The organism is Saccharomonospora cyanea NA-134 (genome assembly GCF_000244975.1).
Classification (GTDB): domain Bacteria; phylum Actinomycetota; class Actinomycetes; order Mycobacteriales; family Pseudonocardiaceae; genus Saccharomonospora; species Saccharomonospora cyanea.
This window is the reverse complement of the sequence record NZ_CM001440.1, coordinates 1748343-1760485: the sequence shown is the minus strand read 5'-3', so window position 1 is coordinate 1760485 and position 12143 is coordinate 1748343. Positions and strand designations below refer to the sequence as shown.

At 71.9% G+C, this 12143-nt stretch carries 12 protein-coding genes; 3 read left to right on the top strand and 9 right to left on the bottom strand.

Annotated elements, in window-relative coordinates; genetic code table 11:
* The first annotated feature begins 176 nt into the window (after positions 1 to 176).
* Entirely contained in the window at positions 177 to 665 is a 489-nt protein-coding gene (locus SACCYDRAFT_RS08480; protein ID WP_005455401.1) for a hypothetical protein, read from the top strand.
* A 243-nt stretch (positions 666 to 908) separates the two neighbouring features.
* On the opposite strand, the gene SACCYDRAFT_RS08475 is transcribed toward SACCYDRAFT_RS08480, so the two are convergent.
* On the bottom strand, positions 909 to 1109 hold the full coding sequence (locus SACCYDRAFT_RS08475; RefSeq protein WP_005455400.1) for a DUF397 domain-containing protein: 201 nt from the start codon (positions 1107 to 1109) through the stop codon (positions 909 to 911).
* The gene (locus SACCYDRAFT_RS08470; protein WP_043537159.1) at positions 1106 to 1963 is read right to left on the bottom strand and encodes a helix-turn-helix domain-containing protein; all 858 of its coding nucleotides are present in this window, start codon (positions 1961 to 1963) and stop codon (positions 1106 to 1108) included. Before SACCYDRAFT_RS08470 ends, SACCYDRAFT_RS08475 begins: the two co-directional genes overlap by 4 nt.
* A gap of 465 nt (positions 1964 to 2428) precedes the next feature.
* Here SACCYDRAFT_RS08470 and SACCYDRAFT_RS08465 point away from each other — a divergent pair, with 465 nt between their 5' ends.
* A complete protein-coding gene (locus SACCYDRAFT_RS08465) occupies positions 2429 to 2677 on the top strand; it encodes a zinc finger protein (protein ID WP_005455398.1) in 249 nt (82 codons plus the stop codon).
* Between the two features lie 12 nt (positions 2678 to 2689).
* On the opposite strand, the gene SACCYDRAFT_RS08460 is transcribed toward SACCYDRAFT_RS08465, so the two are convergent.
* From SACCYDRAFT_RS08460 to hutH, 7 genes are all read right to left on the bottom strand, one after another.
* Positions 2690 to 3493, bottom strand: a complete 804-nt coding sequence (locus tag SACCYDRAFT_RS08460; protein ID WP_157606474.1) for a hypothetical protein — start codon at positions 3491 to 3493, stop codon at positions 2690 to 2692.
* A gap of 13 nt (positions 3494 to 3506) precedes the next feature.
* Positions 3507 to 4286, bottom strand: coding sequence for a hypothetical protein (locus tag SACCYDRAFT_RS08455; RefSeq protein ID WP_232283801.1), 780 nt, complete (start codon positions 4284 to 4286; stop codon positions 3507 to 3509).
* 87 nt (positions 4287 to 4373) lie between these two features.
* A complete protein-coding gene (hutI, locus tag SACCYDRAFT_RS08450; protein WP_005455395.1) occupies positions 4374 to 5534 on the bottom strand; it encodes an imidazolonepropionase in 1161 nt (386 codons plus the stop codon).
* Positions 5531 to 6859, bottom strand: a complete 1329-nt coding sequence (locus tag SACCYDRAFT_RS08445; protein WP_005455394.1) for a formimidoylglutamate deiminase — start codon at positions 6857 to 6859, stop codon at positions 5531 to 5533. Before SACCYDRAFT_RS08445 ends, hutI begins: the two co-directional genes overlap by 4 nt.
* A complete protein-coding gene (locus tag SACCYDRAFT_RS08440; RefSeq protein ID WP_005455393.1) occupies positions 6853 to 8064 on the bottom strand; it encodes an allantoate amidohydrolase in 1212 nt (403 codons plus the stop codon). The genes SACCYDRAFT_RS08445 and SACCYDRAFT_RS08440 overlap by 7 nt, the downstream gene beginning before the upstream one ends.
* The gene (gene hutU, locus SACCYDRAFT_RS08435) at positions 8061 to 9728 is read right to left on the bottom strand and encodes a urocanate hydratase (protein ID WP_005455392.1); all 1668 of its coding nucleotides are present in this window, start codon (positions 9726 to 9728) and stop codon (positions 8061 to 8063) included. The genes SACCYDRAFT_RS08440 and hutU overlap by 4 nt, the downstream gene beginning before the upstream one ends.
* Positions 9725 to 11260, bottom strand: a complete 1536-nt coding sequence (hutH, locus tag SACCYDRAFT_RS08430) for a histidine ammonia-lyase (RefSeq protein WP_043536298.1) — start codon at positions 11258 to 11260, stop codon at positions 9725 to 9727. Before hutH ends, hutU begins: the two co-directional genes overlap by 4 nt.
* Before the next feature lie 83 nt (positions 11261 to 11343).
* Between hutH and SACCYDRAFT_RS08425 the strand changes: the two genes are divergently transcribed.
* The gene (locus SACCYDRAFT_RS08425; protein ID WP_005455390.1) at positions 11344 to 12129 is read left to right on the top strand and encodes an IclR family transcriptional regulator; all 786 of its coding nucleotides are present in this window, start codon (positions 11344 to 11346) and stop codon (positions 12127 to 12129) included.
* Positions 12130 to 12143: the final 14 nt, after the last annotated feature.

Below are 12143 nucleotides of genomic sequence, written 5' to 3'. Positions count from 1 at the left end.
GAATGAAATCCGGCCCCGTCCTTTTCGCACCTATCACCCGGTTCAGTGACAATATCCGGCCGTTTTCACAGTGCCCCCTAGGTGACCGTTTCCAGGCGCGGGTAAGGGCCATACCCGATGTGGAGTACCGCCCCGTGGTGCTGAACTCGACTGGTGGACACCACGGAAGGGCACTGATGACCATGTGGCTTCTCGCGACGTTCGGCTTCGCACTCGCCACTGCCGTCGTCCCGGTGGCCAGTCTCGAGGTGTTTCTTCTCGGACTCGCCGTCCACCGGCCGGACCTACCCTGGCTGGCACTGGGAATCCTCGGAGCAGGAGGTCAGATAGCCGGGAAACTGGTGTACTACTACACCGCACGCGAATCACTGCGGCTGCCCGCCCTGCTTCGCCGCCGCGGCCGACCGGACCTTCCGGACGGACGACGCCGGGGGCGAATCGGCGAGGCTCTGCGAAGGCTTTCCGAGCGGGCCCAGCAACGACCACAGTGGATGATCAGCCTGTTCGGGATCAGTGCGGTCGTCGGACTTCCACCGTTCGGGATGACGACCGTACTGGCCGGCCTCACCAGGATGCGGCTGAGCCTGTTCGTCGCAGTCGGGTTTCTCGGCCGGTGCGTTCGCTACAGCGGTCTCGTGGTGCTGCCCACGTTGCTCACCACCTGACACAGTGGCGCGTGGGCGGTGGCCATCCAGCCGGTCCAGCACGAAGGCGGGCCTCGATCGGCGACCGCTGCCACCACACGCGGATCCGAAGTGTGAACGCCTGGCCCTGCTGGGTCGAGTCGATCGTTCGAGTGTCGGTGAGTTCGGAAACAGCGGTACGGGCCGAGGAACCAGGCACCGTGACGATGCGGACCAACGTGCCCGGCGAGGCCGGACCAGTACAGGTCCCCCGGCCAACCGGCGTTACACGTCGAACTCGCCGTCCTTGGCTCCCGCGATGAACGCCGTCCACTCCGCCGCCGTGTAGCGGATCACGGTGCTGTCCGGGCGCTTCGAGTGGCGGATCAACACGTCACCACTGCCGTCGTCGGCGGGAGCGAACTCGACGCAGTTGCCGTTGGGTCCCGAGTAACTCGACTTCCTCCACGGAAGAGGACCTGTCATAGTGTCTGCTCCAAATCGTCAGCGATCTTCGCGATGAGTTCCGCGGAGTCGTCAGGGCTTCTCGCGACACCGCGGATGACCTCTACCGCGTCCCGATACGAGTGCACGTCGTCCTCGTCGATGACGAACGCGCCCGAACTGTAGTGCTCGAAATGCACGACGGGTTGCGCGTCGGGGAACGAGTACAGCACGAACGGACCGATCAACCCGGGGTGCCACCCGACACGAGGCGGCACGACCTGGATGGTGACGTTGGGCCGTTCCGCCATGCTCAGCAGATGCCGGAGCTGGTCGAGCATCACCTCGGGCACGCAGATCTTCTCGTGCAGCGCGTCCTCGCTGATGAGGGCCAACAGCTGAACGGGATCGCGCCGCGTGATCACCTCGGACCGTCCCACCCGAAGCAGCACCCGAGCGTCGACATCGGACTCCGGAAGGCCGATCGCCGTGGCGAGTGCCCGTGCGTAGTCGGCCGTCTGCAACAGCCCCGGCACGATGTCCCTGGACCACTCGACCATGGCCGACGCATGGCGCTCCGACTCGATGGCCCCGGCGAGTTGTTGCGGGATCCCCGGCATGCCCACCACCAGCCAGTTCGGCTCCGCCGCGTGCCTGGCCAGGTCGATGAGGCGTTGCTTCTCCTGACCCTTGATACCGAGGAGTGTCAGCAACGACGCCATGTCCTCCGGGCTCGGCAGGCGCCGCCCCGTCGCCCAGTGCGATACCGTGCCGTGACTGAAACCCAGCCGTTGCGAAAGCTCCCGACCGCTCATTCCGGACGCGGCGAGCAGCTTGCGGATCGCCGCCGTCAGTGCGCGAGCGCGGGTCGTCAGGCCGGTGGTGTCGACAGGCACGAGCGGGATCGTAGCCAGCCCCACACGAGGTCCAGAAGTCACACGATCGGGAGATCACTGCTACAGCCCGTGAAGACAGGTGATGCGCCGTCCGGCGACTCCCCCACCACTGTGTCCGGAGTCTGCGCACGCGTGTCCGCACTTCCCGCCAGCCGTGTCCGGCACGCACCAGTAATCGATACGCTTGCCGGATATTTCAGCGTCACCGCTTCCGCTCGTTTCGCTCAGCGAAGCAGGCGCGCGGCGTGTGCGGGCGTCGGTCGGACATGGCCACGCCCCTGACCGCCCTTCGGCACCCACGCAGGCGACACCATGGCCTTCAGGCCGGAACCCGTCGTCGCGAGACCTTCCTTCCGCTCGTCCGGGAGCACCCCCCGCACGGCAAGTCACACGATCGGGAGATTGCAGCTACAGCCCCTAGACAGCCACCGTGATCAGCAGACATCGGCAGGCAGGGGGTCACTGATGGAACCGTTTCGCTGGCAACAGGCCGAAGGGCGGCGGCACGCCTACAACGCCGAAAAGACCGCCACCCCGCATCCCGGTATCGCGTTCACCACGCTGTGCGGCGCCGAGGTCACCCCACAGGAACGGGACTTCGTGGGGCTGTCCGGATGGTGGCACGACCCCACCTGCTGGGTCTGCGACCGCGAATGGCGGGTCCGCTCCGGCTTCCCGGCCCACGACATCCCGCCGCTTCCGGAGAACGCGTGAACGGTCGGCGGCTCACGGCGCGGGGAGGTCCTCGCACAGCGCCGTCGGGAAGTCCGCGAACCGGCGGCCCAGTCCGGCGCAACCCGCCTCGGCCGTGCGCAGCACCGTCTCCCAGCCCTCGCCGGAGAACCGCAGGAACCACCGACTGACGGTGCCGCCGGGATCGCAGTCTCCGCCGCCGGGCGGGCAGTTGCCCACGGCCGGGTTCACGTCGAGGACGAGCCACGTGCCGTCGCACCCGCGCATCTCACGCACGCTGCGCAGCCGCTTCACCGGGACGTCCAGGTGGTACACGGCCTGGTCGATCCACACGGGATCGCAGTGGTCCTCGGGCGGGGAGCAGCCGAGGAGGTCGTCGCACAGCCGGTAATGGTCGCCGTCGGGAGCCCACCCGGGACCGGAGCTGTTGAACAGCAGCATCCGGTCGCCGAGGGGCGCGCTCACCCGCATCGGGACCTCCGTGGTGCGTCGCTCGGGACACTCGCCGAACTCTGGCGGGACCGCGGAGTACACGACGTTCGCGTAGACGGTGTCCGGCCGATCCGGCAGGTCGTCCTGGAGGTGCTCGACCCGCGCGTCGCGTCCGCAGGTCGCCCCACCTGCCGGCAGTTCCACCACGAGACTCAGCGACCGCTCGTCCGTGCGACGTACGCCGACGACGTCGGCCGCGAACGTCGACCACGTCCCAGCTTCCGTCCCCCGCCCGGCGTCCTGGGGTGTCTCCCGCGTGAGCTCGGTGCCCACGACCACGGCAGCGACGACCGCGACGACACCTGCCGCCGCGAGCACAACCGTCCACCGACCCCGACCTCTCACAACCGAATCCCCCTCACGGATGCAGCCGGTCCAGCCCGGCGCGCCGTTCCTTCGCCTTCCGCTCGGCGTCCGCACGGCTACGGTGGCGCGCTCGGTCCTTCCCGTCCTGGGGCACCAGCAACAGCAGGTCGCCGCCCGGGGTCACGAGCACACCGCCCAGCTCGTCGTCACCGGCGAACCGACCACCGCCGGCGATGCCGGGCTCGTCGGCGTGGTGGTCAGCGACGCCGCGCGCCACCATTCTCGGCGACCGCCGCTGCCCCTCCCCCACTCGCAGGCACAACCGGCCGTGATCGAGCCCCAGAACGATCCGCACGGGGCCCCGGAACTCCGGCTCGTAGACCGACAGTACCCGGGCTTGCGCCCGCAGCAGGGACAATTGGCCGAAAAGGAAGTAGTGCACGACCTTCGCCACGCCCAAGCCGATGCCCACGAGCGGATACAGCACCATGACGTCGGCCAGGAAAGGCACCGCGCACAGCACGGCGGCGAGTGCCATCAGCGAGCCGTAACGGCGCAGTACCACGGCACGGTGCAGTCGCAGTCGCCGGCGCGGGTCCGCGTCGGCGGAGGGGTTCACCCGGCGTCGTTGCACCCGGTGCACCCCGATGATCACCACCGTCAGCAGGCACAAGACTCCCGGTACGGCGAGCAGGTACACGGTGTCGCTCGCCACGGACAGCGTCATGGCGTAGCCGGCGAGCGTCGTGCCCGACCACACCGCCGCACGCCTCCATCGGACACGGCGGTGTGGCCCTGCCGATGGGGTGTCCGCCTTCGTCGATCGCGTCACCGCGGCACCGTAAACCATGACGCTTGGCGTACACCAACTAGCGAACAGGCGTGCATGAAGTGCGGACACGGGACGGGACGTCTCGCTTCAGCGCACGCGCCTGCCCTCTCGCCACACCGCGTGCGTCAGCGGGACACCGGGGCGGTAGGCGAGGTGGACGGCCGACGGGGCGTCGAGCACGTGCACGTCCGCTCGCGCGCCCGGGCGCAGCACTCCGACGGCGCCCTCACCGCGGTCGCGGCGCAGCGCCCGAGCGCCGCCCCAGGTCGCCGCGCGCACGGCCTCCTCCACCGTCATGCCCAGCTGGAGCACCGCGGTGGCCACGCAGAACGCCATGGACGTCGTGTACGAGGAGCCGGGGTTGCAGTTGGAGGCCAACGCCACGGTGACTCCCGCGTCCAGCAGGGTACGCGCGTCCGGCAACGGCTGGCGGGTGGACAGATCGCAGGCGGGCAACAGGGTCGCCACGGTGTCGGAGTTCGCCAGAGCGTCCACATCGGAGTCAGTGAGGTGGGTGCAGTGGTCCACGCTGGCCGCACCGTGTTCGACCGCGAGCCGCACCCCCGGGCCGGGACCGAGCTGGTTGCCGTGGACACGCAGGCCCAGTCCCGCCTCGGCGGCCGCGGTGAGCACCGCCTTCGCGGAGTCGGCGTCGAACGCGCCGCGTTCGCAGAACACGTCGGCCCACCCCACGTACGGCGCCACCGCGTCGAGCATCTCGCCACACACGAGGTCGGTGTAGTCGTCGACGTTCCAACCAGGCGGCACCACGTGGGCGCCCAGGAACGTCACCTCGTCCACGAGCCCTGTCGCGAGGCGTGCCGCTCGCGTCTCGTCGGCGACGGTGAGCCCGTAGCCCGTCTTGGTCTCCAGGCAGGTCGTGCCCTGCCACACGGCCTCCCGGACGAGGCGTCGCAGGTTCGCCACGAGCTCGTAGTCCGGCGCGGCGCGCGTCGCCTCCACCGTGACGGTGATACCCGCCGCCTCGTAGGGCTTCCCGGCGAGACGCGCGGCGAACTCGGCCGACCGGTCACCGGCGAACACCAGGTGCGTGTGGCTGTCCACCCACCCGGGGAGCACGGCGCGCCCCTCGACGTCGACGCGGTCGTCCGCGTCGGGCGCCTGCGCGGCGGGGCCCACCCACTCCACACGCGGTCCCGACAGCACCAGCGCCGCGTCGGCGAGCGTGCCGAGGTCCGCGTCGTTCGTCGTCAGCTCGCGGATGCCCGTGATCAGCGTCGATCTCATGTCCACAACTCTCCGACCTCGCGTGCCAGCAGTGCTCCCACATCACCGAGCGTGGTGTGCTTTCCCTCCGATGCCATGATGCGGCCTCCGACGACCACCGTGGCCACGTCGGCGGCCGAAGCCACCAGCGGTACCTGATCGGGTTCCGCACCCGCCGTGCGCGGCGTGTCGTCACGCACGGCCACCAGATCGCACGGCGCGCCGGGGGCGATTCTCCCGGCCTCCGGCCACCCCAGCGCCGCGTGCCCGTCCACAGTGGCGGCATTGACGAGCTCACCGGGTGTGAACCGCCCGCGTCTCCCCGAACGCAGCCGCTCACCGTGTTCCAGAGCCCGAGACTCCGCGAGCGGGTCCACCACGGCATGCTGATCGCTGCCGAGGCAGAGCCGACAGCCCGCGTCGGCCAGTTCACGCATGGGACCGAGGCCGTCGGCGAGATCGGCCTCCGTGCTCGGGCAGCAGCACACCGCCGCACCGCTGTCGCCGAGCAGTGTCACGTCGCCGGGGCTCAGGTGGGTGGCGTGCACGGCGGTGGTGCGTGGGGACAGCACGCCGGTCTCGTACAACAGCTCCACCGGGCTGCGACCGTGGGCGGCCCGGCACGCCGCGTTCTCGGCGGGTTGTTCGGAGACGTGGACGTGCAGGGGACGTCCCGGCAGCGCGGCGGCCAACTCCGGCAACTCGCGCGCGGGCACGGCTCGCACCGAGTGCACGGCCGCACCGACACGTGTGGTGGCGTCGGTGCCGCCAGCGGTCAGGGCCTCGACCCGCTCCCGCCAGGCCGCCACGCTGCCGTCGCCGAACCTCCGCTGCACGCCCCGAAGCGGTTCACCGATACCGCCGGTGAGGTAACACGTGTCCAGCAGGGTCAGACGCAGCCCGGCGTCGGCGGCGGCCTGCCGCAACGCCTCGCCCATCGCGTTCGGCTCCGCGTAGCGGCGGCCGTCCGGGGCGTGGTGCACGTAGTGGAACTCGCCCACGCACGTGACTCCGGCGAGGACCATCTCGGCGTAGACGGCTCGGGCGAGGCGGTGGTAGGAGTCGGGGTCGAGGCGCTCCGCCACCCGGTACATGGTCTCACGCCAGGTCCAGAACGTGCCGCCGGAGGCGTCGCCGCCGTGGGTGCGACCCCGCAGCGCGCGGTGAAACGCGTGGGAGTGCGCGTTGGCGAACCCGGGAAGCACCACTCCCGGCAGGCGGTGCGAGTCGGGCCGGGGTCGCGCGCGTTCCACGGCGGTGATCGTCCCGTCGGCGCTCACCGTGACGAGCACGCCGCCGGTGAGGCCGTCCGGCAGCCACGCGCGTTCGCACCAGTAGCTCAGCACGGTGTCCCCGCGAGGTGAGCGAGGACACGGGCGAGCGCGGCCACCCCGGCCTCGCAGTCGTCGGCGTCGGCGTGTTCGGCCGGGGCGTGGCTGACCCCGGTGGGGTTGCGCACGAACAGCATCGCGGTGGGCACGCGGTCCGCGAGCACGCCCGCGTCGTGTCCGGCGCCCGTCGGCAGGGCTGGCGCCCCACCGAGCACGCCCGCCAGTTCGTCCCGTAACCGGCTGTCGAAGGTGACCGTGCCGGTGTACGACTCCTCGTGCACGGTGACGGTGCAGCCCTCCCGCTCGGCCGTTTCCCGCGCCGTGGCGACGATCTCGTCGACGGCGTGCCGCGTGTCACCGTCGCCGGGTGCACGGGCGTCGAGCCAGACGTCCACGGTGGACGGAATGACGTTGGTGCCGCCGGGGTTGGGCACCAACCGGCCCACGGTGGCTCGCGCCCCGGGCACCGAGCCCGCGACCCGGCGCGCGGCGAGCACGAGCGACGCGGCGGGCAGCATCGGATCCCTGCGGTCGGTCAGCGGCGTGGCCCCGGCGTGGTTGCCCTCTCCGTGGAAGGTCAGCCGCCAGCGCCCGTGCGCGAGGATCGAGTCGGCCAGCCCCACGGGTGCGTCGAGGTTCACCAACCCGCGTCCCTGCTCCACGTGCAGCTCGACGAAGCAGCCGATGCGCGACAGCGCCTCGGGATCAGGGCCGAGGTGGGCCGGGTCGAGTCCCGTGGCCCGGACGGCCTCCGCCAGGGTGACGCCGTCCGGGTCGCGCAGCCTCCGGGCGCGGTCGACGTCGAACGTGCCCGCCAGCAGGCGGGAGCCCAGGCAGGGCACGCCGAAACGGCCACCTTCCTCCTCGGCGAAGACCACCACGGCCACCGGGCGGGCGGGCCGGAACCCGGTGGCGCGCAGCGTGTCCACCGCGGCGAGGGCCGACACCACGCCGAGCGGTCCGTCGAACGCGCCACCGCCGGGTACCGAGTCGAGGTGGCTTCCGGTCACCACCGCACCCGGCCCCGGCGTTCCCCACCACGCCCACAGGTTGCCGTTGCGATCGGTGTGCACGTCGAGCCCCCTCGCGGCGGCCTCCGAGGAGAACCACTCCCGCAGTTCGGCGTCGGCGTGGTCGAAACCGTGTCGCGAGTAGCCGCCGCGCACCCGGTCGGCGCCCACGTCGGCGATGGCGCCGAGCAGTGTCGTCGCGCCGCTCATGCCGTGGCCCCGGTGTCGGCGCCGCGCATGGGGACGCGGAGCCCGCGCTCGCCCGCCACCCGTGCCGCCCGCTCGTATCCGGCGTCGGTGTGGCGCAGCACGCCCATGGCGGGGTCGTTGGTGAGCACCCGCTCGATCTTGCGGGCCGCCAGGTCCGTGCCGTCGGCCACGGTGACCTGACCGGCGTGGACCGAGCGGCCCATACCGACACCACCACCGTGGTGGATCGACACCCACGTCGCGCCCGACGCGGTGTTGACGAGCGCGTTGAGCAGCGGCCAGTCGGCGATGGCGTCCGAGCCGTCGGCCATGCCCTCCGTCTCGCGGTACGGGGAGGCGACCGAGCCGCAGTCGAGGTGGTCGCGTCCGATCACCACCGGCGCGGCCAGCTCACCGCGAGCCACCATCTCGTTGAACCGTTCCCCCGCGAGGTGCCGCTCGCCGTAACCGAGCCAGCAGATCCGCGCGGGCAGCCCCTGGAACGCGACCCGCTCGCCGGCCAGGCGGATCCAGCGAGCCAGCCGCTCGTCGTCGCCGAAGAGGTCCAGCACGGCGCGGTCGGTGGCGGCGATGTCGGACGCCTCACCCGACAGTGCCGCCCAGCGGAACGGGCCCTTGCCCTCGCAGAACAGCGGCCGGATGTAGGCGGGGACGAAACCGGGGTAGTCGAAGGCGCGCTCGCAGCCTCCGAGTCTCGCCTCGCCCCGCAGGGAGTTGCCGTAGTCGAAGACCTCGGCCCCGGCGTCGAGGAACCCCACCATCGCGTCCACGTGTTCGGCCATCGACTCGCGGGCACGGTCGGTGAACTCGTCGGGCTTGGTTTCGGCGTAGTCGCCCCAGTCCTCCACGGCCACGCCCTTCGGCAGGTAGGACAGCGGGTCGTGGGCCGAGGTCTGGTCGGTGACGACGTCGGCCTCGACACCGCGGCGCAGCAGCTCGGGCAGCACCTCGGCGGCGTTGCCGATGACGGCCACCGACAGGGGCCTGCCCTCCCGCTTCGCCTGTTCCACGCTGCGGACCGCACTGTCGAGATCGGACGCCACCTCGTCGAGGTAGCGGGTGCGGACCCGGCGGTGGGCTCGTTCGGCGTCGCACTCCACCACGAGCGCGACCCCCTCGTTCATCGTCACGGCCAGCGGCTGGGCCCCACCCATCCCGCCGAGGCCCGCGGTCACGGTCAGCGTGCCGCGCAACGAGCCGCCGAACCGTTTGGCGGCCACGGCGGCGAACGTCTCGTACGTCCCCTGGAGGATGCCCTGCGTGCCGATGTAGATCCACGACCCGGCCGTCATCTGCCCGTACATCGTCAGGCCGAGGGCGTCGAGGCGGCGGAACTCCGGCCAGCTCGCCCAGTCGGGCACCAGGTTGGAGTTGGCGATGAGCACGCGCGGCGCCCACTCGTGGGTGCGCAGTACGCCCACGGGCCGCCCCGACTGCACGAGCAGGGTCTCGTCGTCCCGCAGGTCGGCCAGTTCGGCGGTGATGGCGTGGAAGCTGGGCCAGTCCCTCGCGGCCTTGCCCGTGCCGCCGTAGACGACGAGGTCCTCGGGCCGTTCGGCCACCTCCGGGTCGAGGTTGTTGTGCAGCATGCGCAGCGGAGCCTCGGTCGCCCACGACCGCGCGGTGAGCGCGGTGCCGCGAGCCGCTCGAACGGATGCGTTCATGATTCCTCCCCACAGGATTCGGCAGCGCGCAGCGCGGTGCCGGAACGAACCACCTCGCCTGCCGCGGCGATCTCGGGAGCGAGGTGACGGTCTTCTCCCGGGCCGGGCACGCGCTCGCGCAGCACGGCGAGTGCCGCCGCCGTGGCCGGTGCCGGGACGAGCGGCGCGCGCAGGTCGAGCGCGCGGGCGGCGGTGAGCAGTTCGACGGCGAGCACGGTGGTCAGCCCGTCGACTGCCCGGCGGAGCTTGCGTGCCGCCGCCCAGCCCATCGACACGTGGTCCTCCTGCATGGCGCTGGTGGGGATCGAGTCCACGGACGCGGGAACGGCCAGCCGTTTCAGCTCGGCGACCACGGAGGCCTGCGTGTAGTGGGCGATCATGTGCCCGGAGTCGACGCCCGGGTCGTCGGCGAGGAACGGCGGGAGCCCCTGCGAGCGCGCGACGTCCAGCAGGCGGTCGGTGCGGCGTTCCGCCATGCTCGCCACGTCGGCCACGGCGATGGCGAGGAAGTCCAGCACGTAGGCCAGTGGCGCGCCGTGGAAGTTGCCGTTCGATTCCACCCGCCCGTCGGGCAGCACCACGGGGTTGTCCACCACGGCGGCGAGCTCCCTGTCGGCGACGGTCTCGGCATGGGCCACGGTGTCGCGCGCCGCGCCGTGCACCTGGGGCGCGCAGCGCAGCGAGTAGGCGTCCTGCACCCGCGTGCAGTCGGGACCGCGGTGGCTCGCGACGATCTCCGAGGACGCGAGGAACCGCCTCATCCGTTCCGCCGAGAGCGCCTGGCCGGGATGCGGCCGGAGGTGTTGGAGGTCGGCGTCGAACGCCCGGTCGGTGCCCAGCAGGCTCTCCACGCTCATCGCCGCGGTGAGGTCGGCGGTGTCGAGCAGACGGCGCAGATCTGCCAACGCCAGCACGAGCATTCCGAGCATGCCGTCGGTGCCGTTGATCAGCGCGAGCCCTTCCTTCTCTCCCAGCTCGACGGGCTCCAGACCCGCGTCGGCCAGCGCGTCGGCGGCGGGGCGCACGAGTCCCTCGGCGTCGCGCACCTCGCCCTCACCGGTGAGCGCCAGCGCGATCGACGACAGCGGCGCGAGGTCGCCGGAACAGCCGAGCGAACCGTACTCGTGCACCACGGGCGCGAGCCCGGCGTTGAGCAGGTCGGCCATGGCCCGCACCGTCGACGGCCGCACACCGGTGTGGCCCGTCGCGAGCGTGCGCAGGCGCAGCAACGTCAGCGCCCGCACCACTTCCCGCTCCACCTCCGGACCGGCCCCGGCGGCGTGGGAGCGGACGAGCGAACGCTGCAACTGCGCGCGGCGCTGTCCGGGGATGTACTTCACGGCCAGTGCGCCGAAGCCGGTGGACACGCCGTAGACGCCACGCTCGGAGGCCGCCAGTGCGTCGATGTGGGCCCTCGCCGTGGTGACGGCTTTCAGCGCCTCCGGGGTCACCTCCACGGGCGCGCCGTCGCGGGCCACGGCGACGACCTGCTCACGCGACAGCGGCGTGAGTCCGATGGGAACAGCTCGCATGTCCCCATCACACCCCGCGCCGGGCTCGCGAGCGAGACCGAGAGGAGTGAGACTGTCTGGCATACCAGACTCGGAGGTGTGGGATGGGGAGCAGCAGTGACGTGCCCGCGTTGCGGCGTGGCCTCGCGGTGCTGCGCCTGCTGGCGGCCCGGGCGGAGCCGGTGACCGCCGCGACGGTGGCGCGGGAGCTGGGCCTGCCGCGCTCGACGACGTACCACCTGCTGTCCGAGCTGGTGGCCGCCGGCTTCGTGACCCACCTGCCCGGGCAGCGGCGCTACGGCCTCGGGGTGGCGGCGTTCGAGGTCGGCTCGGCCTACCTGCGGCACAACCCGCTGGAGGAGCTGGCCCGGCCGCTGCTGCGCAGGCTCACCTCCCGCATCGAGCTCACCGCCCACCTCGGCGTCCTGCACGGCGCCGAGACGCTGTACCTGCTGCGGGAGCAGCCCCGGTGGCCGCTGGGGCTGGTGACGGAGATCGGGGTGCGGCTGCCCGCGCACCTGCCCGCGTCCGGGCGGGCGATCCTGGCGCACCTGCCCGAGGCCCAGGTGCGGGCGCTGTTCCCCCGTGCCGAAAGTTTCGTGCGGCGCACCGGGCGAGGGCCGACCGATCTGCCGAAACTTCGGCGACTGCTGGCCGCGGAACGCCGCAGGGGCTGGGCCGTCGAGGACGGCTACGTCACCGAGGGGTTCGCGTCGGTGGCCGCCCCGGTGCTCAACCCGGACGGCAGACCGGTCGCCGCCATCAGCGTGACGTTCCGCCACGAGTGCGACGCCGGGCGGGAGTGCGGGCAGGAGTGGCCGGAGCCGGCGGCCGAGGTACGGGCCTCGGCCGCCGAACTCACGGCACGCGTCGGCGGACGCGCCGGGTGACTCGCCGACGCGCC

What these genes read in the sequence shown, in the direction of transcription:
- SACCYDRAFT_RS08480 (WP_005455401.1), top strand. Translation starts at nt 177, where the DNA reads ATGACCATGTGGCTTCTCGCGACGTTCGGCTTCGCACTCGCCACTGCC.
- SACCYDRAFT_RS08475 (WP_005455400.1), bottom strand. Translation starts at nt 1,109, where the DNA reads ATGACAGGTCCTCTTCCGTGGAGGAAGTCGAGTTACTCGGGACCCAAC.
- SACCYDRAFT_RS08465 (WP_005455398.1), top strand. Translation starts at nt 2,429, where the DNA reads ATGGAACCGTTTCGCTGGCAACAGGCCGAAGGGCGGCGGCACGCCTAC.
- hutI (WP_005455395.1), bottom strand. Translation starts at nt 5,534, where the DNA reads ATGAGATCGACGCTGATCACGGGCATCCGCGAGCTGACGACGAACGAC.
- SACCYDRAFT_RS08440 (WP_005455393.1), bottom strand. Translation starts at nt 8,064, where the DNA reads ATGAGCGGCGCGACGACACTGCTCGGCGCCATCGCCGACGTGGGCGCC.
- hutU (WP_005455392.1), bottom strand. Translation starts at nt 9,728, where the DNA reads ATGAACGCATCCGTTCGAGCGGCTCGCGGCACCGCGCTCACCGCGCGG.
- hutH (WP_043536298.1), bottom strand. Translation starts at nt 11,260, where the DNA reads ATGCGAGCTGTTCCCATCGGACTCACGCCGCTGTCGCGTGAGCAGGTC.
- SACCYDRAFT_RS08425 (WP_005455390.1), top strand. Translation starts at nt 11,344, where the DNA reads ATGGGGAGCAGCAGTGACGTGCCCGCGTTGCGGCGTGGCCTCGCGGTG.